The 25,532-nt window shown below is 45.8% G+C and carries 18 protein-coding genes, 1 pseudogene and 1 CRISPR repeat array; of the genes and pseudogenes, 6 read left to right on the forward strand and 13 right to left on the reverse strand.

Translation table 11 applies throughout. The features are described 5' to 3' along the window. Positions 1–109: 109 nt before the first annotated feature. The 9 genes and pseudogenes from CFT61_RS15460 to CFT61_RS15495 form a co-directional block, all read right to left on the reverse strand. The gene (locus CFT61_RS15460) at positions 110–829 is read right to left on the reverse strand and encodes a hypothetical protein (RefSeq protein ID WP_089545312.1); all 720 of its coding nucleotides are present in this window, start codon (positions 827–829) and stop codon (positions 110–112) included. Positions 830–950: 121 nt separating this feature from the next. After that, positions 951–2,213: an ammonium transporter gene (locus CFT61_RS15465; RefSeq protein WP_089545296.1), complete on the reverse strand. Its 1,263-nt coding sequence runs from the start codon at positions 2,211–2,213 to the stop codon at positions 951–953. Between the two features lie 63 nt (positions 2,214–2,276). Then, entirely contained in the window at positions 2,277–2,633 is a 357-nt protein-coding gene (locus CFT61_RS15470) for a P-II family nitrogen regulator (protein WP_089545297.1), read from the reverse strand. A gap of 270 nt (positions 2,634–2,903) precedes the next feature. Then, on the reverse strand, positions 2,904–3,980 hold the full coding sequence (locus CFT61_RS17485; RefSeq protein WP_367379348.1) for a cyclically-permuted mutarotase family protein: 1,077 nt from the start codon (positions 3,978–3,980) through the stop codon (positions 2,904–2,906). Then, positions 3,960–6,026 (reverse strand): annotated as a pseudogene (locus CFT61_RS17490) (GDSL-type esterase/lipase family protein); the annotation flags it as partial. The gene CFT61_RS17485 and the pseudogene CFT61_RS17490, both read right to left, overlap by 21 nt. A gap of 135 nt (positions 6,027–6,161) precedes the next feature. Continuing rightward, entirely contained in the window at positions 6,162–7,439 is a 1,278-nt protein-coding gene (locus CFT61_RS15480) for a sialidase family protein (protein WP_176425637.1), read from the reverse strand. A 20-nt stretch (positions 7,440–7,459) separates the two neighbouring features. Further along, positions 7,460–8,647 (reverse strand): AGE family epimerase/isomerase, encoded by a 1,188-nt coding sequence (locus tag CFT61_RS15485; RefSeq protein WP_089545300.1) that lies wholly within the window; start codon positions 8,645–8,647, stop codon positions 7,460–7,462. Between the two features lie 25 nt (positions 8,648–8,672). Next, positions 8,673–9,590, reverse strand: a complete 918-nt coding sequence (locus CFT61_RS15490) for a dihydrodipicolinate synthase family protein (RefSeq protein WP_089545301.1) — start codon at positions 9,588–9,590, stop codon at positions 8,673–8,675. Between the two features lie 46 nt (positions 9,591–9,636). After that, positions 9,637–10,872, reverse strand: a complete 1,236-nt coding sequence (locus tag CFT61_RS15495) for an MFS transporter (protein WP_089545302.1) — start codon at positions 10,870–10,872, stop codon at positions 9,637–9,639. A gap of 354 nt (positions 10,873–11,226) precedes the next feature. Between CFT61_RS15495 and CFT61_RS15500 the strand changes: the two genes are divergently transcribed. From CFT61_RS15500 to CFT61_RS15515, 4 genes are all read left to right on the forward strand, one after another. Then, positions 11,227–12,423, forward strand: a complete 1,197-nt coding sequence (locus CFT61_RS15500) for an ROK family transcriptional regulator (RefSeq protein WP_089545303.1) — start codon at positions 11,227–11,229, stop codon at positions 12,421–12,423. A gap of 59 nt (positions 12,424–12,482) precedes the next feature. Further along, positions 12,483–13,274: a glucosamine-6-phosphate deaminase gene (nagB, locus tag CFT61_RS15505; RefSeq protein ID WP_089545304.1), complete on the forward strand. Its 792-nt coding sequence runs from the start codon at positions 12,483–12,485 to the stop codon at positions 13,272–13,274. 35 nt (positions 13,275–13,309) lie between these two features. After that, entirely contained in the window at positions 13,310–15,301 is a 1,992-nt protein-coding gene (locus CFT61_RS15510; RefSeq protein WP_089545305.1) for a glucosamine-6-phosphate deaminase, read from the forward strand. 212 nt (positions 15,302–15,513) lie between these two features. Continuing rightward, positions 15,514–16,674 carry a dicarboxylate/amino acid:cation symporter gene (locus tag CFT61_RS15515; protein ID WP_089545306.1) on the forward strand — a complete coding sequence of 387 codons (1,161 nt, stop codon included), beginning with the start codon at positions 15,514–15,516 and terminating at the stop codon, positions 16,672–16,674. A 70-nt stretch (positions 16,675–16,744) separates the two neighbouring features. On the opposite strand, the gene CFT61_RS15520 is transcribed toward CFT61_RS15515, so the two are convergent. Both CFT61_RS15520 and CFT61_RS15525 read right to left on the reverse strand, forming a co-directional pair. Continuing rightward, positions 16,745–18,307, reverse strand: a complete 1,563-nt coding sequence (locus tag CFT61_RS15520; RefSeq protein ID WP_089545307.1) for an ATP-binding protein — start codon at positions 18,305–18,307, stop codon at positions 16,745–16,747. Between the two features lie 212 nt (positions 18,308–18,519). Continuing rightward, on the reverse strand, positions 18,520–19,659 hold the full coding sequence (locus tag CFT61_RS15525) for a DUF418 domain-containing protein (protein ID WP_089545308.1): 1,140 nt from the start codon (positions 19,657–19,659) through the stop codon (positions 18,520–18,522). 286 nt (positions 19,660–19,945) lie between these two features. Here CFT61_RS15525 and CFT61_RS15530 point away from each other — a divergent pair, with 286 nt between their 5' ends. Next, positions 19,946–21,256, forward strand: coding sequence for an ATP-binding protein (locus tag CFT61_RS15530; RefSeq protein WP_089545309.1), 1,311 nt, complete (start codon positions 19,946–19,948; stop codon positions 21,254–21,256). A gap of 49 nt (positions 21,257–21,305) precedes the next feature. Here CFT61_RS15530 and CFT61_RS15535 read toward each other — a convergent pair whose 3' ends face one another. Then, positions 21,306–21,917: an HAD family hydrolase gene (locus tag CFT61_RS15535; protein WP_254919009.1), complete on the reverse strand. Its 612-nt coding sequence runs from the start codon at positions 21,915–21,917 to the stop codon at positions 21,306–21,308. A 24-nt stretch (positions 21,918–21,941) separates the two neighbouring features. Further along, complete coding sequence (locus CFT61_RS15540) at positions 21,942–22,460, reverse strand: DUF1016 N-terminal domain-containing protein (RefSeq protein WP_254919010.1); 519 nt, start codon at positions 22,458–22,460, stop codon at positions 21,942–21,944. 470 nt (positions 22,461–22,930) lie between these two features. Here CFT61_RS15540 and CFT61_RS15545 point away from each other — a divergent pair, with 470 nt between their 5' ends. Then, positions 22,931–23,608 (forward strand): SGNH/GDSL hydrolase family protein, encoded by a 678-nt coding sequence (locus tag CFT61_RS15545; protein ID WP_089545311.1) that lies wholly within the window; start codon positions 22,931–22,933, stop codon positions 23,606–23,608. Positions 23,609–24,592: 984 nt separating this feature from the next. After that, a CRISPR array of direct repeats spans positions 24,593–25,480; the repeat unit is 32 nt; unit sequence GTTTCAATCCACACACCCACGAAGGGTGTGAC. Positions 25,481–25,532 lie beyond the last annotated feature (52 nt).

Below are 25,532 nucleotides of genomic sequence, written 5' to 3' on the forward strand. Positions count from 1 at the left end.
AAAGCTTTGAAATTGAAAGCTTTTGCCCTTTCAGGGCGACTTTTTTGCCAACATTACCCAGGGCGACTGCCCTGGGCTAGGAGCTTCTGCCCTTTCAGGGCGTACGGGGTTATGGCTGCAGGGTGAAACCTACTACCAGATAAGCTTTCTCTGTGCTAGGGTTAGCAGCTACCTGAGCAAAGACAGGAACAGAGAAGGAATCAGTAATCTTGATATCCTTGGTAGCCTTGACACCTACGTGGGTTACGGCAAAACCGTTGGCATCCCCATAGAAGGTTGTAGCAAATGGAACTGCACCGATGCTTGCCTCCCAATCACAGCCACCCAACTTGAATGGAGCGGTAGCCTCGAGATAAGAAGAATAAGCACGGTCGCCATCCTTGTTGACTCCATCGTTGCCGGCGAAGTTGGTGTACCAGTTCAAGGCAAGCGGACCGAAGTCATAACCTACATTTGCCTCGAAAACATGAGAAGTTTCGTGAGCCTTGTAAGCGAAATACTTCTCGTTAGGAGAGTTGAACCAGTAATCGGTTACACCGATATGGAAACCACCAGTCTCGTATGCCAAGGTAAGATCAAACTCCTTGGTATCTTCCGGCTGAGAAAGACCTACACTTCCCCAAGCAGTAAGAGACAGACCTTTATATCCGATACCCAAGGTAGGCTGCAGGGAAACGGCTCCCAAATCCTGACCACGCCAGTAGTACTGGCTTACGATATCAGCACCGATAGAAGTTTCTACCTCGTCCTGTGCCATGGCAGCAGGAGCAAAAGCCATCAAACCGAGTGCCAAGGCACCCATCTTCTTCATATCTAAAATCTTCTTCATAATCTCTCTTTTTATGTGATACATTCCTGTTTTAAAAAGTTTTGGCTGCAAAATTACTAATAATAATTTTGCCTACCAAAACTTTTATCAATAATCTCTCTCGTCAATATATGAAAGTACTTTAGTTGTAGCAGCTCTCACCATGCTCGTAGATATCGAGACCTTCCTCCTCGATTCGCTTGTCAACACGGAGACCACAGATCTTCTTGATACCCCAGAAGAGGATGATACCTGCTGCAGCTGCCCAAAGGTCGATGCAGAGGATACCGAAGCACTGAGCTCCGAAGAAACCGAAGCCACCACCATAGAAAGCGCCGCCATCGAGGGCGAAGAGACCTGTCATCAAGGTACCGAAGATACCACATACACCATGCACTGAGCTGGCACCTACAGGGTCATCAATATGAAGCTTGGTATCGATGAACTCGATAGAGAATACCAGGATGATACCTGCCAGAAGACCAATGATGGCTGAACCCAATGGACTAACCAAGTCGCAACCGGCTGTAATAGCTACCAAACCAGCCAAGATACCATTCAATGTCAATGAGAATGATGGCTTACCATACTTGATCCAAGATGTAAACATAGTACCCAAACCACCACAGACAGCAGCCAGGTTGGTGGTCAGGAATACGTGGCTGATAGCAACACGGTTAACCTCACCAGAAGCAGCGAGCTGAGAACCAGGGTTGAATCCGAACCATCCGAACCAGAGGATGAATACACCGAGGGCAGCAGCCATCAGGTTGTGACCAGGGATAGCCATGCTCTTGCCGTTGCGGTACTTACCCAAACGAGGGCCTAAGCAGATAGCACCTACAAAGGCGAGGACACCACCAACACTATGTACAATGGCAGAACCTGCAAAATCATGGAAGGCAGCACCAAAGGTGTCCATCATAAATGAACCGGCATCAGCATTGCAAAGCCAACCGCCACCCCATGTCCAGTGACCTTCTACAGGGTAGATAATCAATGAGATGAAGAATGAATAGATGCAATACATGGAGAACTTGGTACGTTCTGCCATGGCACCTGAAACGATGGTAGCACTGGTAGCGCAGAATACAGTCTCGAACATCAGAAAGCCTTCTGTAGGAAGACCAGCTGCATTCTTGTAGAAAGAAAGATCGCCGAAGTTAGGCATACCGATGAATCCGGCACCATCGCTACCAAACATAAATCCAAAACCTACGAACCAGAAAAGAACCGAACCGATCATGAAGTCAACGAAGTTCTTAAACAAGATGTTCGCGGTGTTTTTACTACGGGTAAAGCCCGCCTCGCAGAGGGCGAATCCCGGCTGCATGAAAAAGACCAACATGGCTGCCAAGAGCATCCATACGGTATCTAATGAAATTCCTAAATCCTGTACACTCATAACACAAAATCTTTAAAGTGTTGATACAATCTGAAAACTAATCTCTCTCCTCCCTTCCACATCTTATTTTTCCTGCTCCGCATTATAAAGTGCGATGTCGCCTCTTTCACCTGTACGGATTCTTACGGTATCCTCTACAGGAATTACAAAGATTCGACCATCACCAATCTCGCCGGTACGGGCTGCCTCCTGGATGGCATGAATAGTTTTCTCTACGTTCTTGTCGCGCACGACAACATTCAACAACACTCGCTCAATACTGCTGGTATCATACATGACACCACGATAGATACGAGCCTGTCGCATCTTGCCCTCTCCTCTTACATCGTAGTAAGAGAACCACTCAATGTCGGCGGCAAGCAAAGCTTCCTTTACATCCTCAAATTTCGTCTTGCGGATAATTGCTTCGATCTTTTTCATGTTAATCTCTCCTATTATTTAAATTACATATTGTTCGTTTTCGAGTGCAAAGGTACGACAATTTAATTAATTAAATAGTTATTTACTTACTTTTTGCTTTAATTATTTTAGTTTACTTTCTATTTAATAACTCATTTTAAGAAACACAATACAAAATAAAAGAAAAACAAGTGTTTTAGCTTTCATTTTGCAACAAACCTTCATCAAATAAAAAAACCAGTGTGGATGAAGCCTCGTCAGACTATCATACCACACTGGTAGAATCATTAATTAACGTAAATCTAACTGAACTATACCGGGGGAACGAAGACCAGGCTTCAATTCACCGCCAATATAATATAATGTATGTTTTCGCATTGCCACTTGGGCTCCCGCTCTAGCCAGTAGAGGGGTTTGGTGGGAAAGAATTTCCCAGCGTTCAGTTTTCAGTTGATATGTCAAAGGACAACCGTTGAACTGATACCACGAAATGTCCTTCTTCAAATAATCAGCTTGTGCCACCTTGGAATAGGTTCCGCTGATGGCATCCCAGAAGATATCATGGTTCACGCCTCCGGCGCAAATAATCTGGGCTTCACCGTCGGGACTCACAGCCAGCATGGCAGTAGCGCCCGTCAAGGTGAGTTCCTTACCTTCGCCATTACGGGGTGCCGGAAGCGGATTCCAGCATTTGCCCTGGAGAAGATAACGCAATCCCGATGTGGCAACGACACTTGACTTGCCATTCTGATAGAAGCCGCCCCAGACATAGAGCTTGCCATCATAGGCAGCGCAGACCGGCTGAACTCTCGGTTCGCCAATCATTTCCGTTTCCCTTTTCCATTCCAGATTCTTTCCGAGTTCACAGGTGAGAACGGAAGCGGAAGGATGACCATCCTGATTGCCCCCCACAACAAACAGACGATTGTCCATCAGACAGACGCCCATGTTATCTACCGTACAAGGCAGGGCTGGCAAGGATTTCAATATCGGTTTGCCGCTCTTCTTGTCCAAATGGATACTCAAGACGGTTTTCAGACTATGTTCGGTATTGCATCCACCAACCAAAACCAGGCTATCACCAGAGGTTACTACTCCACCATAAGCAGCAGGTTCAGGCAAGTTGCCTATCATCTCCCAATGTAAGGTTTCCTCGTTGCCTGTCACTTTCGCTGCATAGATGCCCGAATAGTACTTCTTCTTTCCAGGTTCAGGGAAATTGCAGCCACCAGCCACTATCAGGTAGTCGCCGATGAATCCGGAATAACAAGCTGAGACACCAAGCTCATAGCCAGCCTCACCAGAAGGGAAGCCAGACAGGGACTTGATGCCCGCTTTGATTTCTCCCCGGAATGTAGATGCCGGCAAACCGTCCTGGTTTACCAGATTGGCACGTGTGAAAGGTTGCCATGCATATCTTACAAATCTCGGCTTCTTGAGTTCTGGTGAAGTGAGTCGAACCTTGTTTCCCTCAATCTTCACCTGTGCAGGATAGAAGAGGCCCTCTTCCTCAGCCATCTCGAAGCAGGATGGAGCCTTGCCGTCGGAAGTACGGAGGCCATCGCCATAGGTAAATGATACCACCAGAGATTCGCCCTCTCTTACCACCTTATTATATATAGGACCTGATGGGGTTACACTATGACCATAGGTCTGGTTCAAAGCCCAGCGCCCCAGACGCTCACCTACCGGCAGCTTGTTCGTAGGATGCACATCGAGCGAATCTCCCTGATCGGAAGACACCACCATTCCGGTATTCGGGATGGATTTCATCAATCGGAGCTGACTGTCACGGAACCAGGTCCAGGAAGGACGGTTCAGGCTGGACAACTGTACGAAATAGAAAGGCATCTCAGGATTCTTCCAATTGCTTCTCCAACTATCCACCAGAAGGCGGAAGAGTTGTTCGTGAGCATCCATATTGTGGGCATTCGATTCACCCTGATACCAGATCACTCCCTTGATAGGATATTGCTGCAAAGGCAGGATACCACTCTCGTAGAGATAACATGGCTCGTATGGATGACGACCGAGATGTGTAGCATCGTGGGTGAGATTCCTGGCAGCCCTGCCTCTTACCCAATCCTGGATAAAGTCATTGTGCAACCAGTCTCTCAAGATAGCCGGGAACTGGGTTTCCAAGGTATTTCTATCTACCCAGGCTTCCGTAGGAGCACCGCCGATGGCATTGCATATCAATCCCACAGGCACCTTCAGACTATCCCGCAACATCTTACCATAATAATAAGCTACGGCAGAGAACTGGGCTGCAGTTTCCGGAGAAACCTTCTTCCAGGTAGTATTCTTGAAATACTGCAGATGATTCAGAGAATCCAAACAGGATGCCGGCCATGCCACATCGTATGTCTCCCATCTTCCCTTCATATCGAAAAGGCGGAAATCAGGGTCATCAGCCTGAGCGATGTCTTTCTTGCCGGTAACAGCCTGATTCAATCGGAATGCCATATTCGACTGTCCCGAACACAACCAGACCTCACCTACAGCCACATGGCGGAACTCTTTCTTCTGCTTGCCAGCCTGAATGGTGAGCGTATAATCAGTGCCTACCTGCAGAGGTTGCAGGGTGACACTCCACTCACCACGGTTATTGGCAATGGCAGTAGCCTTCTGTCCGGCAATGCTTACCATCACCTTCTCGCCTGTATTGGCGATGCCATGGATATCGAGCGGCACATTGCGCTGCAATACCATATTATCCGTATAGAGATCGGAGAGTTGCAGTCCACCATAATTTCCGGTAATACCGCCATAAACGGTTTTCGCCAGGATGCCGGCACCTTCCGCATTCGGATGGATGGCATCCGGCAACAGATTAGGATAAGGATAGAGAGGAGCATGGAAATCGATCACTTCCGCTCCGCTCACCTTTGCTACCACCTGGATAGCATCCTGTATTTCATCATGCCACTGCTTGGTGCCCGAGATAAAACGGGGATGGCGGTGGGCAATCGGAGTCATTCGAGCCAGAATAAAACGTACCTTCGGATTCACGGAACGCAGAGAGTCCATCAGGGAAAGATAATCTTTCACGAACTCATCACGATAGTTAGGCCAGTTTCTTGGGTCCGTATCGTTGATACCCAAATGGATGACAGCAATATCGCCCTTGAACGCCATTGCCTGTCTGTACTCTTCCTGCTGCATGTACGGACGGTGTCCATGCCTCAACAGGGTAGCACCCGGCTTACCGAAGTTACCTACCAGGTACTTGTCTCCCAACATCTTCTGAAGTTGTACAGGATAAGAGAAATGTTCTCTATCCTGAATACCAGTACCATAGGTAATACTGTTACCGACACAAGCCACCTTTACTTTTTGGGCAGCTTTTTTCTTTGGGGCTGCATTCACTGTCTGGAGCCCCATCGAGAGTGCCGACAGCAAAACTGCTGCCAACACTCTACTAGGAAACTTTAACTTACCATACAACATATATATACCTATCTTATAATACTTTTCTGAAGTTTCGCATGTGGTTCAAGTACGGACTGAAGGCCCAAAAACTCCTAGCCCTTTGATAATTAGTTTATATTATTTATATCTATTATTTGTTATCTGCTCAATGCTCAGGTTATAGAATCGAATGTCGTAATAATCATCCGTCTGGGTTTTAGGATTTCTGAATGCATTCTCTTCCAGGAGGAAATAGATGCTGCCATCCTTGCCCTGAACCATGGTTGAATAGGCTGAAGTAGTATTGCTCAACTGATAGCAACCTTCCCAGTTCTTGGCGATAGCCTCTGGAGTAGCATAATCAGCAGGAGTCTCCAATGCCTTGTAGTAGATACCTACGTTGTTACGGCCTGGACCTACCGGAACACTCTGAAGCAACAGCTTTACTTTCTTGCCATTCTTCTTGGCATCCACCATGAGAACCTCGCCATTGCAAGAGTTCTTGTGAGCAGCAACACCCATATTCTTGGCATCAGAAGCTATTACCTTGCCCCAAGAACCTGTGGCTGTCTTCTTATCCTCATAAGTATAGATGTTGATGTGGCGTCCACCCATCGCACGGCTGCTGAGCAACACATTGCCGTCTGGCAACTCTTCAACCTTAGCCTCATCTCCGTAAGGAGCAGCCTCGGCTACATTCTTGCCCAATACCTTCCAGTTCTGACCGAAGTCATCGCTATAGAGAATGCGGTTTCCGCTGCGGGTACACAACACGGTATAGACACGATAGTACTTGCCCACCTTGATCTGCTTACTCTGGCAGATTCTACCACTGGTAAAGAAGGCTGATTCCACTTCTGGCATGAGGTCGTAAATCTGCTTGGTCACTTCCTCGCCATACCATGTCTTACCCTCGTCGTCGCTGTAGTATCTACCCATCATCAGGAGATGACCACGCTTAGACTCCCAGTAGCCGATACCACCCGATGCACACATCAGGAGGATTCTGCCGCTCTTCTTATCTACCACGACAGCCGCATCGCCATGGGCACAGTCGAAACTGGTAGCAATACCGTTTCCACCCTTTGCCACCATCTGCTCTGGAGAGCTCCAGGTAGCGCCCTTGTCCATACTGGTCTTCATCACGATGTCGAGATGACGACCGCCACCAATATCCTTATTATGATAACGATGATCGGTAAATGCAATCAACTTACCCGACTTACACTCCACGATGGCAGGAATACGATACTGTGCATCCTTGTTAGAGAAGACGGTGATGCCGCCCTGAGCGTTCACAGCCTGAGCCTCAACTGCCATTTCTGGGGTTGCAGCAGCAACCTGTGCAGGCATCATCAGGGTAATACCCATCGTAGCAAGACACAATGCCTTGCTTATATTTGCTGGAAAAATCATATTTCTCATTTTTTGTTCATTTATACTTCCTTGTTCAAAATCTCCTGACACAGAGAGTATGCCTTGATCATCATTCTCGGAATGTGGAACGGACCCTTGAAGAGATTACCCTTGGCAGGCTGTGCCACGGTACCGTCTCTGTGAAGATAACCATACCACTCGCCGAACTCGGCATCTGGGAAGTGGGCGTAGGTCCACTCGCTGATGCGCTGATGCTTGTAGATATACTCGTCATCACCTGTTGCAAGGTAAGCATAGAGCGAAGCGATGATGGTTTCGGTCTGTGGCCACCAGAACTTCATATCCTGAGAATAATCCTGCGAAGGAAGATTCCTGCAGTCTCTGAAGTTGATGATGCCGCCATACTGCTTGTCCCATCCCCAGTTCCAAGACCAGTCGAAGATCTGCAGCGCCATATCGGTTATCTCCTTGTCCCATCCTCTCTGCTTTGCCTCTTCCATGATGAACCATGAAGTCTCGATGCAATGACCTGGGTTGATGGTGCGTCCCATACAGGTATCCACAAACTCACCGTTCATTCCTACGGTCTCCAGGAGACACTTGAACTCTGGGTGGATGAAGTACTTTTTCAGCTTGGCAATCGATTCATCAATCTGCTCGGTGAGCTTAGGATCGTTGATGACCTTGCGGATGCAGGAAGCCACGTTGATGAGAATCATGATGATGCTATGGCTCTGCAACTGAACAGATTCCTCAAACTTTGGAGCCAGAATACCAGGTGTAGTGAGGAAACGCTGTGTATCCTTGAAAATCTGGAGGGCACGTTCTGCATATTTCTGCTCGCCGGTAGCCAAAGCATACTCCGACATCGCAATGGCTGCGAAGGTTTCAGAGAATACATAGCGACGCATGCGCAATGGCTTGCCTTCAGCTGTAACAGAGAAGTACATTCTGCCATTCTCGTCGAAGCAATGCTTCTCGATGAAGTCGAGGGTGCTCTTCGCAGCCTCCAGCCACATCGGGTTCTTCTCTACATTATTATATGCATAAGCGCATATAAAGGCGAATCGACCCTGAAACCACACAGACTTGGTGGAATCGATCAGACTTCCATCTCTATCAAGACAAGTGTAAACACCACCGTTTACCTTATCCCATCCATGCTCCATCCAGAATGGCATGATGTTCTCTGTCAGATCAGTCTTATAAGATTCAGCCCACTGCTTGATATATTCTTTTATGTTCATTCTTACTGGTTCTAGTGGATTTTACTTAAAACTGATTGCAACGCTCGAAGAAGTGGATAGCTTCCAACTCTTTCTTCATTGCCTGCTCCTCCTCATCGGTCATGTTGCGGAATGGAGTACGGTTTGGACCCAGGTCGAAGCCCATCAGCTTCATGATACGCTTACCGCCAACGATGTTACCACGGTAGTGACAGATGACGTTGATAACCTCCTGAGCGAAGTTCTGCTTCTCACGGGCAGTCTCGATGTCGCCGTTCTTCCAAGCCTCGATGATGCCTACCAACTCCTTACCGTTATAGTTGGTTGTACCACCGATACCACCCTGTGCACCTCCCTGAGCCAGGCTAGGGAGAATAGTCTCATCCTGACCATGGAGCATATCATACTTACCGTTCTTGTAGAGACGGCACTGGTTGTACTCATACAGGCTCTCGAAGGTATATTTGATACCAGCGAAGTTAGGAATGCGTCCATCTACAGCCTTCAACAGATCGAGCATTGGCAGGTAAGCGCCATTGAATGCAGGAATATGATAGTAGTAGAAAGGAAGCTCAGGAGCAGCAGAAGCAATCTCCTCGCAATATTTCACCAGTTCCTCGATGCGGCCGATATGTGGGAATGGAGGCGCCATTGAACCGATACCCCAAACACCCAACTTCTGTGCGTGCTCAGCCAAACGACGACTCTCACGGAGGCAGCAGCTGCCTACATGAACGATAATCTTAAAGTCCTTTGGAGCTACGGCTACCCATCTCTCAGCAAGGAGCATTCTCTCCTCGGTGGTCAACATATAGCCCTCGCCTGATGAACCATTGATAAACACACCCTTCAGACCGTTCTTCTGAAGCATCTTGGCATAAGCCTCGATTGGTTCCAAGTTCACATCACCGTTAGCATAAAAAGGAGTAAACGGTGCATCGATAAGTCCAATGATCTTTTCCATAATTATATATATATAAGTTAGTTAAATTTTCCTTGTTACTATATTATTATTCTAAGTTATCAGTCTTTGGCTTCAAGCAAACCAGCTGAAGTGTCAGCGCAGCGATAACCACCACGCCCAATACGGCAAAAGCCAAGCCCAGATTACCACCATCTGAGAACTTACCCATTATCTGGGTAACCATAGCTCCGGCAAATACGCCCACCATATTCATGATACCATAGGCTGTAGCTCTGTATTTGGCAGAGATAATCTGACAGAGGATTGGCATATTGTTGGCATCAAACATACCATAACCGATACCGAAGAGCAATCCAGCTCCCACTACCGCTACCACACTGTGACCGAAGCCCAGGAGGAAGAGAGCAGGAATCGTCATTCCCAGACCGATGGCACTGGTATAAACGCGGCCACGGATGTTCTTGTGAACCCATTTATCGGAAAGTACACCGCCGAAGAGTACACCAAACAAAGAAGAAACTGCAATGGTGATAGTTGACATCGGACCAGCCTCAGACATAGGTACACCCAGATTCTCTGCAAACAAGGTTGGAAGCCAGTTCTTGGTAGCCCAACCTGGAAGAGAAGGAACTGCGAAATAGAAGAGAATCACCCAGAATGCCCAAGTAGAAAGCACAACTGACAAGCCTTGGAACAATCCACCCTTTGCTGGCTTCTCCTTCTGAGTCACAGCCACATTCACAGTATCCTTGTCTTTATCGTGCAACAACAGAAGCAATACGACAGAATAAGCGATTCCGAGAATACCGAACCAGCGGAAAGCGGTGTGCCAGGAGAAGGCTGCTGCCACGGTAGCACCAAATCCTCCGATAGCCTGACCTACATACAAACCGGTCATGTGAACACCGACAGCCAGAGATCTGGACTTTCCTTCATGCCAGTCGGCAATGAGAGACAAGGCAGAAGGGATGTAAAGCGCCTCGCTGATACCCATCAATGCCCTCAACATGTAAAGCTGATCAAAACTGGAAGCATATCCCATCAGATAGGTCACCAGAGACCAGACAAAGAGACTGCCTACTACTAATTTCTTTCGACTGATCCTATCTGCTACGATACCGGCAAATGGACTCACAATACCATAGATCCAAAGGAAGACTGCCATCAAAGCGCCAAAGGCTTCAGCTTGCTGTAATTCCACGATGTCAACCTTCATAGCGTCCTGCATGGTGGAAAGCATCTGTCGATCCATATAGTTGAGAAGAGCAACCACCCACAGGAGCGCTACAACTAACCAGGGATAAAACTTTTTATTTTTCATTTCGATTGTTAGTTTTGTTATTCGGGTGCAAATTTACCACTTATTTTAATGCCAACCAAATTTTAATGAATCAATTTTCGTTATTCAAGTTAATTAAATTAGTTTATTTATTTGTTCTTACGTTTTACATCTATACACCTTATTATATATATAAAAGAATCTCTTCTGAGTTGTTTGAGCAACCAGTATTTTAAAAAGCTAAAAATCATAGGTTCAAACAGTTAAATCATTCCCCGAAAATGGGGAAAAACAAAGTTTATTCTAACAATTTAGATTAATTAACTCTCAAACATTAAAAAAACGGATTTATTTATTTATCTTTGCAGCGTAAAAACTTAAACAAGAAATATCTGTATGGCAAAAAGCATCATACCTCACACTAAATGGTCTGCCTCTAAGACAGCTCTTTTGAACTTGCTCATAGAACATGGAGGGCAAACTATCGCCGAACTATCCAGTAGTTTGGGGGTAAGTGTGCCATATACTACCAAGACTCTGAACGAGCTCATTGAGGATGGTTTGATTGAGGTAACAGGCAAGAAAGACAATTACTCGAAAAGAGCGCCAAAGATTTACGACCTCATCGCAACATCCGGATATTTCCTCGGCATAGATACAGGAAAGCAAAATCTCACCTTCGGCATCTGTGATTTTTGTGGTAACATAGTGGCAGAACCTGAACTGATACACTTTGACTACCAGGACACCCCGGAATGCTTCAACCGTTTCATCAACCTCATCAACGAATACATCCAGAGATCAGGCATCGCAAGAAGCCAGATCAAGAAGGCTTGTATGAGTATCGGTGGACGAGTGAACCCGGAAACAGGTTGTGCCTATAATTACTTCACCTGCACGACAATGCCGCTGGCAGAAGCGCTGACCGAAAGACTCGACCTGCCTTTCTGCATCGACAACGATACCCGCTGCATGACTTACGGTGAATATCTGAAAGGTGTCTGCAAGGGATTGAAAAACATCATCTTCGTAAACGTCAGCTGGGGCATCGGCATCGGTATCATCTTCGACGGCAAGCTCTATCTCGGAAAATCAGGCTTCTCGGGTGAAATCGGACACATGCACATCTATAATAATGACATCATCTGCCATTGTGGAAAAACAGGTTGCATGGAAACGGAAACGTCAGGATCGGCATTGCTGCGCAAGATGAAAGAGGCTCTAGAGAACGGTGGAACATCCGTGCTGTCCGACAAGGTGAAGAACCAGCATCAGGAACTCACCCTGCAGGATATCCTCGATGCCATCAAAAAAGAGGATGTGCTCAGCATCGAGACCCTGCAGAAGGTGGCTGTGGAACTGGGAACCAATCTCGCCGGCATCATCAACATCTTCAATCCGGAGATGCTGGTCATCGGAGGAGACCTCTCGGTAACAGGTGCTTATCTTACCCAACCTATCTGCATGGGCATCAAAAAGTTCTCGCTCAATATGGTGAACGAGGATTCGCAGGTTGCCACCTCTACCCTGAAAGAGCATGCAGGACTGATTGGAGCCTGCCTCATGGCAAGAAGCAAGTACTTGAACAATTAATAGATTAAGAATACATTATTAATATATAAGAATACATTAACTATAAACATATATCAACTATGCGTGTAATTATCGAAAAGAATTACGATGAGTTGGCTCGCTGGGCAGCTCGTCACGTTGTGGAGACCATCAAAGCTTTCCAACCAACAGCAGAGAAACCATTCGTTCTGGGTTTGCCAACAGGCTCATCACCTATTGGTATGTATGCAGAAATCGTAAAGGCTGTCAAGGCTGGTGAGGTTTCTTTCAAGCATGTACTCACTTTCAACATGGACGAATACGTAGGTTTGCCAGAGGCTCATCCAGAGAGCTATCATTCATTCATGGCTCACAACCTCTTCGACCACATCGATTGCCCTAAGGAGAATATCCACATTCTCAATGGTAACGCTGAGGATCTCGAGGCTGAGTGCGCTCACTACGAGGAGATGATTGCAGAAGCAGGTGGTATCGACCTCTTCATCGGTGGTATCGGCCCTGATGGCCACATTGCTTTCAATGAGCCATTCTCTTCTCTCAACTCCCGTACTCGCGTGAAGACTTTGACTACTGATACCCGCATCGCTAACTCTCGTTTCTTCGGTGGCGATATGAACGCTGTGCCAGCTACAGCCCTCACAGTAGGTGTTGGTACCGTTATGGCTGCTAGAGAGGTGATGATTCTCTGCAATGGTCACAACAAGGCTCGTGCCCTTCAGGCAGCTATCGAAGGCCCTGTTACTCAGGCTTGGACTATCAGTGCACTGCAGACTCACCAGCATGGTATCATCGTTTGCGATGAGAGCGCTACAGATGAGTTGAAGGTAAGCACCTACAAGTACTTCAAGGACATCGAAAAAGACAACTTGTAAAAAAAACAAAGTAATAACTATAAAGACAAGAAACTATGAGACTAAATCTTAGTTCAGAAATTGTACTCAATAAGGTACCATTGGCATACTACAAACCAAAGACTACTGTAGAGTACTCTGAGATCTCCAGAATGGAGAAAATTCATACCGACATCTTCGCCTCTTCCATGGAGGGTGCAGCTCATGTAGCTGACCAAGTAGAGAAGGAAATCAAGGCAGCTCAGCACGAGGGCAGATATTACGTGATGGCATTGGGCACAGGCTTGTCGCTCACACCTATCTACAAGGAATTGCAGAGAAGATGCGAGGCTAAGCAGCTCAGTTTCAGAAACGTGGTAGTATTCAATGCTTACGAGTACTATCCAGTACAGAAGGAAAGTTCTCTGAAGAGCATCAACCAGTTGAAGGAGCGTTTCCTCGACCATGTTGACATCGATCCACAGAACATCTTCACATTGGATGGCAGCGTGGCACAGGACGCAGTGCAGGATACCTGTCACCTCTACGAGAAGCGCATCAAGACCTTCGGCGGTCTCGACATCGCTCTCCTCGGTATCGGAAGAATGGGTAATATCGCTGCCAACGAGCCAGGCTCTGGTATCCAGTCTATCACCCGTCTGATCCTCATCGGCAATACTTCCCGCGAGGAGATGGAGAACAGCTTCGGCACCAATGAGCAGGTTCCTCCTTGCTCTCTCACCATGGGTATCGCTACCCTGCTCTCTGCCAAGAGTGTTTACCTCACAGCATGGGGCGACGAGAAGGCTGAAATCATGCAGAAGGTAGTAGAAGGAAACATCACTGACACATTGCCAGCTAGCTTCCTCCAGACTCATCCTAATGCAAACGTTATTCTCGACCTGAGCGCTGCTTCTCACCTGACACGTATCAAGCATCCTTGGCTCGTAACAAACTGCGAGTGGACAGACAAGTTGGTACGCAGTGCATTGGTATGGCTCTGCCAGAAGTTGCACAAGCCTATCCTGAAGTTGACCAACAAGGACTACAACGAGAATGGTCTGAGTGAGCTCTTGGCTCTCTACGGCTCTGCATACAATGCAAACATCAAGATCTTCAACGACTTGCAGCATACCATCACAGGTTGGCCAGGCGGTAAGCCAAATGCTGACGACACTTATCGTCCAGAGCGTGCGAAACCATTCCCTAAGAGAGTGATCGTATTCTCTCCACATCCAGACGATGACGTGATCTCTATGGGTGGTACTATCCGCCGATTGGTACAGCAGAAGCACGAGGTACATGTAGCTTACGAGACATCCGGTAACATCGCAGTAGGCGACGAGGAGGTTACAAGATTCATGCACTTCATCAATGGTTTCAACCAGATCTTCGCTGACTCCAAGGATAGCGTGATCTCTAAGAAATACCAGGAAATCAAGGAGTTCTTCGCACACAAGAAGGAGAGCGATTTCGATACCCGTGACATTCTGACCATCAAGGGTCTGATTCGTCGTGGCGAGGCTCGTACAGCTTGTACATTCAACGAGATTCCTCTGAACCGCGTTCACTTCCTTGACTTGCCATTCTATGAGAGCGGCAAGATTGAGAAGTTGCCTATGACAGAGAAGGACGTTGAGATCGTTAGAGCATTGCTGCAGGAGGTGAAGCCTCATCAGATTTATGTTGCTGGTGACTTGGCTGACCCTCACGGAACTCACAAGAAGTGTACCGACGCTGTTCTCGCAGCCATCGACGAGGAGAAGAAGGCTGGCGCAGAGTGGTTGAAGGACTGCCGCATCTGGATGTACCGTGGCGCTTGGGCAGAATGGGAGATTGAGAACATCGAGATGTGTGTTCCATTGAGCCCTGAGGAGTTGAGAGCAAAGCGTAACTCTATCCTCAAGCACCAGTCACAGATGGAGAGTGCTCCATTCTTGGGTAACGACGAGCGCCTCTTCTGGCAGCGTGCAGAAGACCGCAACCGTGGCACCGCCCAGCTCTATGATGAGTTAGGTCTGGCTTGCTACGAGGCTATGGAAGCATTTGTGGAGTACATTCCACTCTAAGCCTTCCATCAGCATACTCAAGTTGATATATAATAATATAGATCTTCATTCATACTCTAACCTATATCAACTATTCATTTGACAAAACTAATTGTACGAGAATAATTAGTTTGTGCCCTTCTGCCGAAAGACAGGAGGGCATTTTTTATATAAAAATTTGGGATTTCGTAAGAAATATCGTACCTTTGCAAGCAAAAAGCAAAACAAACGATATGAAAAGAATCAAAATGCCACTCTTGGCAAGAATCATCCTTGCCATTCTGCTGGGCGTAATCTTCGGCAATTTCTTCAATGAAGCAGCCGTCAGAGCGTTCCTCACCTTCAACGGAATCTTCAGCCAGTTTCTTGGCTTTATGATACCGCTCATCATCATCGGTCTCGTAACACCAGCCATTGCCGACATCGGTCATGGAGCAGGAAAACTTCTTCTTGCCACCGTGGGCATCGCCTTTGCCGACACGATCCTGGCAGGTCTGCTAGCCTATGGCACAGGCTCAGCTCTCTTCCCTCACATGATTGCCAACTCGGCTCATGTGGCAGTAGATAAAGTGGAAGAACTCAAACCGTTCTTCGAAATCAAGATACCTGCCATGGTAGATGTGATGAGTGCCCTCGTATTCTCCTTCATTGCCGGACTGGGCATTGCCCACAAAGGCAGCCGCACCATGCAGAAGATTTTTCAGGAATTCAAGGAAATCGTTTCCGGTGTCATCGCCAAAGTCATCATTCCCCTCCTGCCCCTTTACATCTTCGGCATTTTCCTGGGTATGACTTTCTCGGGCGAAGCCTACCACATCCTGCTGGTCTTTGCACAGATTATCCTCGTGATTCTCGTACTTCATATTGTGATCTTACTTTATGAATATCTGCTGGCAGGCGGCTTGTCCCACAAGAATCCTTTTAAACTGCTGCTCAATATGCTGCCAGCCTACTTCACGGCTCTCGGCACCTCTTCTTCGGCAGCCACCATTCCGGTAACACTGAAGCAGACCCTGAAAAACGGGGTTACCGACGGCATTGCCGGCTTCACCATTCCGCTCTGTGCCACCATCCATCTCTCAGGTTCTATGATGAAGATTACCTGCTGTGCGCTAACCATCTGCCTCATCAATGGTTTGCCGTGCGATCTGCCTCTCTTCCTCAACTTCATCTTCGTGCTCGCCATCTGTATGGTGGCAGCTCCGGGAGTACCGGGAGGAGCCGTGATGGCAGCACTCGGTCCGCTCGCCTCCGTATTGGGTTTCACTGCCGATATGCAGGCGCTCATGATAGCCCTCTATATTGCAATGGACAGTTTCGGCACCGCCTGCAATGTAACAGGTGATGGTGCCATCGCCGTTGTCGTGGATAAGATATTCAGAAAGGATCAATAAGAGATAAAAAAGGTGTGTCATGGAGTAATGACACACCTTTTTTCAAAAATATGATGTTACTACAAGAATCTTAGCATGGAATAACCTTCCAGGATTCTATGCACCTTCTATCAGCAGAGAAATTAATTCCTACCTTATATACTTTTCTGCCATCTTCAGCAAAAGCAATAGCATAATTTTTCTGGTTGATTTGCTGCATGGCAACATCCGCACTATGCTCGTATTTCAACTCAAACACATAGATGCTCTTCTTCGTGAAAAGTAACATATCTATACGACCATCAGCAGTAGGAACTTCGGCACGGATGTCAGCTCCCAACATCAGCAAACAAGTATAGAACACAGCCTGATAATGACGCTCATTGTTATTGACCAATGTATATGGAAACTTTTTATAGAATGTCTGCAGATGAGGAATAAATGCCTCCATATCATCATGCTCAACCAAACATTCATAGTAAGCCGCATACAAAGCATCCTTTTCTCCCAAATTATCCGGCGCATAATAACGGAACAGACTGTTTGAAAATCCCGTTTTCACCTCAGTATTAGGAAAGCCAAGCTTGAAGATTTTACTGCGGCGATTATACGCTTTTATCGTGAGATAACCACTTTGATAAAGCACTGGCACGGGGTCGATAATCTTCTCAGTAGGTGTATCAAAACGATCTGCCGTCGCCGTAATATCATCAAGATCCAGCATATCCAAATGCTTCTCCTGCAAAAGATCGATTAAGAAAGTAGGAGTGCCCGTAGAGAACCAATAATCATCAAATTCATTACTTGCCAATGTATTAAATAGACTATAAGGATTATAAACATCTTCACCACGCCCACTGAAATGATAACCATCATAATGATGCTGAAGCTCCGACAAAGCCTCATCGTATGTCATTTCATTTTCATTTGCCAATTCACGGATGTCATCCTTAAAAATTGACACCAGTTCATTTCTGCTGATTCCACAAATATCACTATATTTATCTAACATACTGATATTCGTAATGTTATTAAGTTCACTAAAGATACTCAACTGGCTAAATTTAGAAATACCAGTAAGAAAGACAAAGCGCAAATGTCTCTCTTCACCTTTCAATGGACTAAACAAATTTCGCATTGCATTACGAATCTGCTCCTGCAAATCCGGACTCTTCATCGAGTCGTGCATAGGAGCATCATACTCATCAATAAGTACCACAACCTCCCTACCTGTCTGAGCATAAGCAGCCTTAATGATATTCTGCAATCTCACATTATATGCTTTCTCATATTCCACATGCAGAGAATATCTTGCTTCGTAATCAGCAAGAAGACTATCTAGTGTAGCGTGCAAGGAAGCCATATCGTAAAACTTACCCTTACTGATATCCAAATGGATAACAGGATAGCTTAACCATTCATGCTCCAACTGCTGCATCGCCAATCCTTTGAAGAGTTCCTGTTTTCCTTCGAAATAGGCCTGAAGCAGAGTAACGAGCAGAGACTTTCCAAATCGTCTAGGACGATTCAGAAAGCAATACTTATTCTCATGAACCATCTGGTAGGCAAGAGCTGTCTTGTCCACATACACATAGTTTCCCCTGATAATGTTCTCGAAAGTCTGTATTCCGAGAGGATAATTTCTACCTTTCATAAGCCCATAATATTAAAATCGAAGCGCCAGTTTATCATCCTACTTCATTTTCCTGAAGGCATGAATGAATTGCTGGTTGCAAAGATAATGATTATTTCTGAAACAAAAGAAGATTGATACTGAATATTTTATCAAAAAAGGGGGAAAGCGGATATAATTAGGGTGCGCCATAAGTCTATGACGCACCTTAGCTTTCAAATGAACTTGAAAATTTAGAACTTAATCCAGGTCAGCTTCTTCCATATTCCCTCGAAAGGACCATGGGAATGGTACTTGAGCCAGAGGTTGGAGAAAAGACATTGTACTACTACCATGGCGATGCCGACAAAGAAGGCATAGGTAATGCCGAGCTTCGTCTGAAGATTGAAGCCATAATAGGCAAACAGTCCGCAACCGATGATAGACTGGAGAAAGTAGTTGGTCAGACTCATCTTGCCAAACTGGCGCAGGAACGACAATCCCTTTCTGAACCATTCCTTTCCGTACCATAACAATACGAATCCTGATACTACAAACGAGAGGATGAAGAAGTTGTAGATAGGATAAAGCCAATTGTTCCATGTTTCCATGTGGCGCACATCTGCGATGCCTCCCACGATCAACACCAGGATAGAAACCGCCAGCACCTTCTTCCACAAAGCCAGGTTGTTGTTCTCATTGTAGAACCAACGCTTTCTACCCACCAGCATTCCGAGTATGAAGAGGCAGATGGTCTGTGTATGTCTTCCCTTCATCATGCACCAGTAATAAGTAGCCACCTGTCCGTATCGCAGGTTGCCATAGGCATTCTCCAGGAAACTGCCGTGCTGATGACCATTATACATATTTCCATACACCTCTCTCAACGACGACGCATCTACCTGCCATCCCGAAATGAGGGAATAGATTTCTATCGGTTGGATAAAGAGGAAGGCAACCACCCACCAGAGCCATTTGGTAGGAAGATAACTCAATGGGATGAGAACCAGTCCATAGATGGCATAGGAGAAGAGGATGTCGCCATCGAAGAAGGCGGTGTTCACGATACCGAGCATTGCCAGCAGGAACATTCGCCAGGCGAATCTACCCGAAAAGCAATTTCCACGCTGCTGCTGGTTATCGTTCATGATGAAGAAGCTCAATCCGAAGAGCAGGGCAAAGATGCCATACATCTTTCCCGACAGCAGCAAAGCCAGCACATCTGCCATCCAATCATCACACCCCAGCGTATAAGCATGCGCTATGCTTCCATCGTACATATTGAAATGCTCCACGGAGTGATAGAGAATAATACCTGCTACGGCCAATCCTCGCAAGGCATCAGCCACGTCAATACGACTGTTTTTCAGTCCTAATGTCTTGTAAAAATTCATTTTGATATTTTATGTTAGTTATTATGAGTTGGCAAAGGTATAACATTTTATTGGAAAAAGCGAATTATCCTCAATGTATAACAAATATTAAGTTTTAATAGAAAAAGAGAAAAAGTCTGCCTTTTCCTTGGTTATTCATTAGAAAAAGTGTATCTTTGTTCCGTTATTCATTAGAAAAAGTGTGAAAAACTTCCATGTATTCGTCAGAAAAAGTGTGAGAATCTACAGATATTCGTTAGAAAAAATGTGAAGTTTATACGATTATTCATCATAAAAAGTGTAAATCATGGAAAGAAGCATCTATAATAAACTCGTTGAATGGAAGAACAAGCGAAATCATAAACCTCTGATTCTCAACGGAGCAAGACAAGTAGGCAAGACCTATATCCTGCAAGAATTCGGAAAAAGAGAATATAAAAAGCTTGCATTCTTCAGTCTCGACAGAAATCAGAAGGCAGCAGAAGTGTTTGAAAAAGGAGGCACAACTGCTGATATACTGATGGCACTCTCCGCCATCAGCCAGGTAGATATTACCCCCAACGATACCCTTATGGTACTCGATGAGATACAGGATTGTCCCAAAGCATTAGAAGCATTAAAGTTCTTTTGCGAGGATGCTCCTGATATTCATATCATCGTGGCAGGATCCCTGTTGGGAATATCACTCCATAGCGGGGTGTCATATCCAGTAGGAAAAGTAGAAGAGCTGCGCCTCTACCCGATGAACTTCATCGAATTCCTCGATGCCATGGGAAAAGCGAAACTGGCAAGCATCTTGAAAGAAGGAAATTGGAACGTCATCAATTTACTGGAAACAGAATTGATCAGCCTGCTGCGACAATATTATTATGTAGGAGGAATGCCAGCCGCCGTACTCGCCCATGTAGAGCAGAAGGGACTGCAGGAAGTCCGTTCCATCCAAAAGCAGATTATACAAGACTATCGCCGAGATTTCTCGAAGCACGCACCAGATAGAGAAGTGCCTCGCATTAATATGGTGTGGGACAGTATCCCTGCCCAACTTGCCAAAGAGAACAAGAAGTTTATCTATGGAGCCGTGAAGAAAAGTGCCAGAGCCGCAGATTTCGAACTGGCCATCCAATGGCTGATAGATGCAGGACTGGCATATAAGGTTCAGAGAGTCAATACCCCACGCCTCCCTTTCAAATTCTATGAAGACCTGAACGCCTTCAAACTCTTCATGCTCGATGTGGGACTGATGGGAGCGATGGCAGAGACTTCAGCAGAATCGATGTTGGTAGGAGATGGCATTTTCTCTGAATATAAAGGAGCCTTCACGGAATTATATGTCTTCACCCAGTTGAAGAGCCAGGATATTTCATTATACTATCATGCTGTGGATAACTCCACAATAGAGATTGATTTCCTAGCCCAATGGCACGACCGGGTTATACCGATTGAAGTAAAGGCAGAGGTGAACGTCAAGGCCAAATCTCTCAGAACATTCATCACCAACAATCCGGAACTGAAGGGACTCCGCTACTCCATGCTTCCCTATAAGGATCAAGATTGGATGATCAATGTTCCGCTCTATGCATGCCTGACACCATTTGATAAATTACCTAGTATTATTTGACAAATCAGCCTAATGGCATTTAATAAAAGCTTCAATTCTGACATTTCCGTCAGAATCGAAGCTCAAGCCAGTCATCGAACTTCACGTTCTGGAAGGTGTGGATGCCCAGCTTCTCGGCAGCCTCACAGTTTTCCTTCAGATCATCGATGAAGAGGGTTTCATCGGGATGGATGTTCGCCTGCCTGATTACCTCTTCGTAGATGCGGGCATTAGGCTTTGCCAGATGCATTCTCTGAGAGAGGAAGCACTGCTCGAAATAATCCTCTACCCCATGGTTCTGATAAGGGAAGAGATGCTCCACGCAATAATCCCAATGAATATCAATGGTATTACTCAGGAGGAAGAGGCGATAGCCAGCCTTCTTCAACTGCAGGAGTCGCTCCTTTTTCTCATCAGGAATCACCACCAGCATCTTGTTGGCAGCATCGATGATGTCTTCATTCGTCACATCAGTCCCTGTCAACTTACGGGCTGCATCACAGAATTCTTCGGTGGTAATCATTCCCACACCCAGCTTGCTCATCAGCTTCATTCCCTCACTCTGAGGATTTGAATCAACCAACTCCCCCATTCCTATCGCCTTGAAAGCCCCGATGCATCCTTCCGGATTGAGCTTCACCAAGACATTACCTAAATCGAATATGATATTCTTGTATTGCATAATCTATACGTTACTCATGTTTCATTAATTCCTCATTTTCTTCAAACTCAGCAATCCACTCCATCGCTCATAGAGGCTGGAGTTGTACTGCCGCTGTAATTGTCGGACACTCCAATTCTGCTTGTAGCATTCAATCTCATAAAAATTACGTTCATTTTGATTAGCAATACGCATGAGTATGAGATAATGAGACCAGGAAAGAGTGAAATGAATATCTGCATTCTCTTGAATTTCGTAAACAGTGTTTGCGATTTTTCCTTCGCTGTATATCTGATAGAATTTTCGGGCTGCAGTAAGAGTTTCAACAGACCAGCCCTTTCCATATCTTTCAGTTAATTTTTTCGACAAGTTTCTTAGCACAGTTTTCCCATATTTGGCTCTAGCATATCCTTGCTGCTCATCCACAACAATGTATTTGCCGACTCCATAATAGGTGTAAACCATTGTGGTATCAATAGTTGTCTTTACATGTTTCCTAGCCTCATCTATCAGCTTTGACACATGCTCAAACAGAGAATCTTCACGTTTACTAATTTCATCCATTTTTATCTGTCTAAAATTCCACACTATCTTTTTCCAACTCCATAACAGCCTCGAATTGAAATTTGTTCTATGATGCTGTCAGAAGCCTATTAATTAAATTACAAAGGTAATGATAAAGTTTCACAAAGCCGCTTATATTATTCACTATTTATGCTTTTTTGTCTTTTGCGAATGAAAATGTAATAACTCAGAACCTCTATGGACATAAGTAGTTACAACTGTTTTTCATCTTTAGCCCATCTCTCTTCTTCCCTTATCCCTATGTAAACAATATTCCAAAGAAAGGGAAACTGGAAAAAACACCCGAAAAATGGGGAAAGAAGAGATTGAGAATTTTTCCTTAAGGGTTTTTATTTTTTCCTTAAGGGAAATTTGTATATCCACAAATAATATCGTATCTTTGCAATCGGGTTTCAAGCCCTATCCCAAAAGGGGATCACATTAAAAAATCAAACTATATAAAAAACGTCATGAAAAGATTATCAGTTATCGTCTGCCTCTTTATCTTCGCCCTGATGCCTCTTATGGCACAGGTGAAGCAGACTGTTGCCGTGCTCGGCGACTCGTATTCAACTTTCGAAGGTTTCATCCCAAAGGGATATGCCACCTGGTACACCACGGCGGTTCAAAAAGCAACCGATGTCAACAAGGTAGAGCAAACCTGGTGGTGGCAGGTTATCAAGGAAGGTGGTTACAAGATGGGGAACATCAATTCCTATTCCGGTTCCACCATCTGCAACACCGGCTACCGCGATGAGGATTACAGCGACCGTTCATTCATCAACCGCACTACCCTGCTGGGCAATCCAGACATCATCTTGATTTGCGGCGGAACGAACGACAGTTGGGCAAATGCCCCTATCGGCAATTACCAGTACAGCAACTGGAAGCGTGCCGACCTCTACTGTTTCCGTCCAGCCCTGGCGAAATTGCTTTCCGATCTCCGTCAGCGCCATCCGAATGTAGATATCTACTTCATTCTAAATTCTGAGCTGAAGGATGAGATCAACGAATCAGTAAACAAGATCTGCAAGACCTATCAGGTTCCGGTCATCGCCCTTCATGACATAGACAAGAAGAACGGTCACCCAACTATCAAGGGGATGAGAAGCCTTGCCGACCAGGTTCTGAAGGTGATTAAGAAATAAAAATAGCAAGCCACTTTCAAAAACACTCTTCACTCTTCACAGGAAGGTCATAAACACCTGTAGTTTAGAAACTTGCACGTGTGAAGAGTTTACACCACTCTTCACCACTCTTCACGCGGAGCCGCTTACGGAAAATCTGTGAAATCTGTGGGACATAAAAAAGTGGTTTCAGCCCCCCGACCGAACAGAACGAGCTTCCATTTCAATTCCGTGCGCAATCCGAAGGTGAAGAGGGGTGAAGAGTGGTGAAGAGTAGTGCGTAACTCTTCACCTCTCGCACCCCCAGTGTTTATCGGGGTTTCAGCCGATTTGGTGAAGAGTGAAGAGTAAAAAAGCGAGTGGTTGTTTTACCAGCTCCAGACGTATCGTTTTGTGCCTGGCAATGGCAGGTTATTGCCCTGGTAAGGGGCAATGTTGTGCCATAGTGAGGCAATAAGCGCTACAAGCCCCTTTACGCCTCGTCAGTACTATCATGGCGACCTCTCAGTAACGTCTTTGCGCCTTGTAAGTACTATCGCTGTTGCTTGCAAGTACTATCATTGTTGCTTGTAAATACTATCATTGTTGCATCGGTTTTACGTAAAAAGTCTTCGGAGTAACCTTTACTTGTTGCCGGAAGAATTAATGTTATAAGCCGGAGAAGCCTATATCTTCAGCCGCACAACAGCTGTTGTGCGCTTGCATAACAGCTGATATGCGCTCGTCCAGCATCTGTTGTGCAAGCGGAAATCAGCTGATGGGCGATGAGTTATTGGATATAAGTTCTGTGTATGTATATGAACGAGCCGTAAAGAGCTTCAAGCTATTAAACCAGTCGCAATTTGCGACCAGATCAATCATTTTACTATAAACGAACCAAAGCTCTCAAACAAGTAAGTTAATATTGGAACATAGAACTGGACACCCTACCCACTAACATCTATGCCTAAACACAGGTTTATGCAGGTGCCCCTATTTGGACAAGGTGTAACAAGCAGGTAACCAAGTTCAATCCACACACCCACGAAGGGTGTGACTGGATACATCGGCATTACTGGAGTCACCAGTCTGTTTCAATCCACACACCCACGAAGGGTGTGACAAGCCATAAGCGAGCGACATCTTTACTTGGAAAGTTTCAATCCACACACCCACAAAGGGTGTGACGGCACAGTGGAAGTTGCTACCACGCACGGAATCGTTTCAATCCACACACCCACGAAGGGTGTGACCTGCATCATAGTGGTCAACCTCCATCATTCCGGTGTTTCAATCCACACACCCACGAAGGGTGTGACTGCATAGCGTTCTCAACCTTCAAGCGGACTTCTTCGTTTCAATCCACACACCCACGAAGGGTGTGACATAATAGGATTTTTACTAGCGAGCACTTTCGGACGGTTTCAATCCACACACCCACGAAGGGTGTGACTCCCAATATGCCGTTAGCTTATCTTTCTTTTTAAGTTTCAATCCACACACCCACGAAGGGTGTGACATTGTTGCCATCAACATACGCTGACGCATCTGTGTTTCAATCCACACACCCACGAAGGGTGTGACTAATGGAACTATTCTTTATCCTCAATGGGATGATGTTTCAATCCACACACCCACGAAGGGTGTGACTGTATCTCGCAAGTTGTCTCCACGTCAATATATTGTTTCAATCCACACACCCACGAAGGGTGTGACTCAATGAGTACGACAAGCAGATCACCACCATCAAGTTTCAATCCACACACCCACGAAGGGTGTGACAATGATGCTCCTTTTGGGTACGTGTACCTCTCTAGGTTTCAATCCACACACCCACGAAGGGTGTGACTTTGCGTTTTAGCAATCTTCCACTTGATTATTTGTTTCAATCCACACACCCACGAAGGGTGTGACAGGTGTTAAAGGTGCTAAAGGTTCGCCTTATAAGTCTCAATCCACACACCCA

Origin of the sequence: Segatella copri (assembly GCF_002224675.1) — a bacterium.
GTDB classification, from domain to species: Bacteria; Bacteroidota; Bacteroidia; order Bacteroidales; family Bacteroidaceae; genus Prevotella; species Prevotella copri_U.

Coding starts and splice junctions, on each gene's coding strand:
- CFT61_RS15520 (WP_089545307.1), bottom strand. CDS start 18,307: ATGAAAGGTAGAAATTATCCTCTCGGAATACAGACTTTCGAGAACATT.
- CFT61_RS15525 (WP_089545308.1), bottom strand. CDS start 19,659: ATGAATTTTTACAAGACATTAGGACTGAAAAACAGTCGTATTGACGTG.
- CFT61_RS15540 (WP_254919010.1), bottom strand. CDS start 22,460: ATGGATGAAATTAGTAAACGTGAAGATTCTCTGTTTGAGCATGTGTCA.
- CFT61_RS15490 (WP_089545301.1), bottom strand. CDS start 9,590: ATGGAAAAGATCATTGGACTTATCGATGCACCGTTTACTCCTTTTTAT.
- CFT61_RS15510 (WP_089545305.1), top strand. CDS start 13,310: ATGAGACTAAATCTTAGTTCAGAAATTGTACTCAATAAGGTACCATTG.
- nagB (WP_089545304.1), top strand. CDS start 12,483: ATGCGTGTAATTATCGAAAAGAATTACGATGAGTTGGCTCGCTGGGCA.
- CFT61_RS15470 (WP_089545297.1), bottom strand. CDS start 2,633: ATGAAAAAGATCGAAGCAATTATCCGCAAGACGAAATTTGAGGATGTA.
- CFT61_RS15530 (WP_089545309.1), top strand. CDS start 19,946: ATGGAAAGAAGCATCTATAATAAACTCGTTGAATGGAAGAACAAGCGA.
- CFT61_RS15460 (WP_089545312.1), bottom strand. CDS start 829: ATGAAGAAGATTTTAGATATGAAGAAGATGGGTGCCTTGGCACTCGGT.
- CFT61_RS15480 (WP_176425637.1), bottom strand. CDS start 7,439: ATGATTTTTCCAGCAAATATAAGCAAGGCATTGTGTCTTGCTACGATG.
- CFT61_RS15500 (WP_089545303.1), top strand. CDS start 11,227: ATGGCAAAAAGCATCATACCTCACACTAAATGGTCTGCCTCTAAGACA.
- CFT61_RS15495 (WP_089545302.1), bottom strand. CDS start 10,872: ATGAAAAATAAAAAGTTTTATCCCTGGTTAGTTGTAGCGCTCCTGTGG.
- CFT61_RS15515 (WP_089545306.1), top strand. CDS start 15,514: ATGAAAAGAATCAAAATGCCACTCTTGGCAAGAATCATCCTTGCCATT.
- CFT61_RS15545 (WP_089545311.1), top strand. CDS start 22,931: ATGAAAAGATTATCAGTTATCGTCTGCCTCTTTATCTTCGCCCTGATG.
- CFT61_RS15535 (WP_254919009.1), bottom strand. CDS start 21,917: ATGCAATACAAGAATATCATATTCGATTTAGGTAATGTCTTGGTGAAG.
- CFT61_RS15465 (WP_089545296.1), bottom strand. CDS start 2,213: ATGAGTGTACAGGATTTAGGAATTTCATTAGATACCGTATGGATGCTC.
- CFT61_RS15485 (WP_089545300.1), bottom strand. CDS start 8,647: ATGAACATAAAAGAATATATCAAGCAGTGGGCTGAATCTTATAAGACT.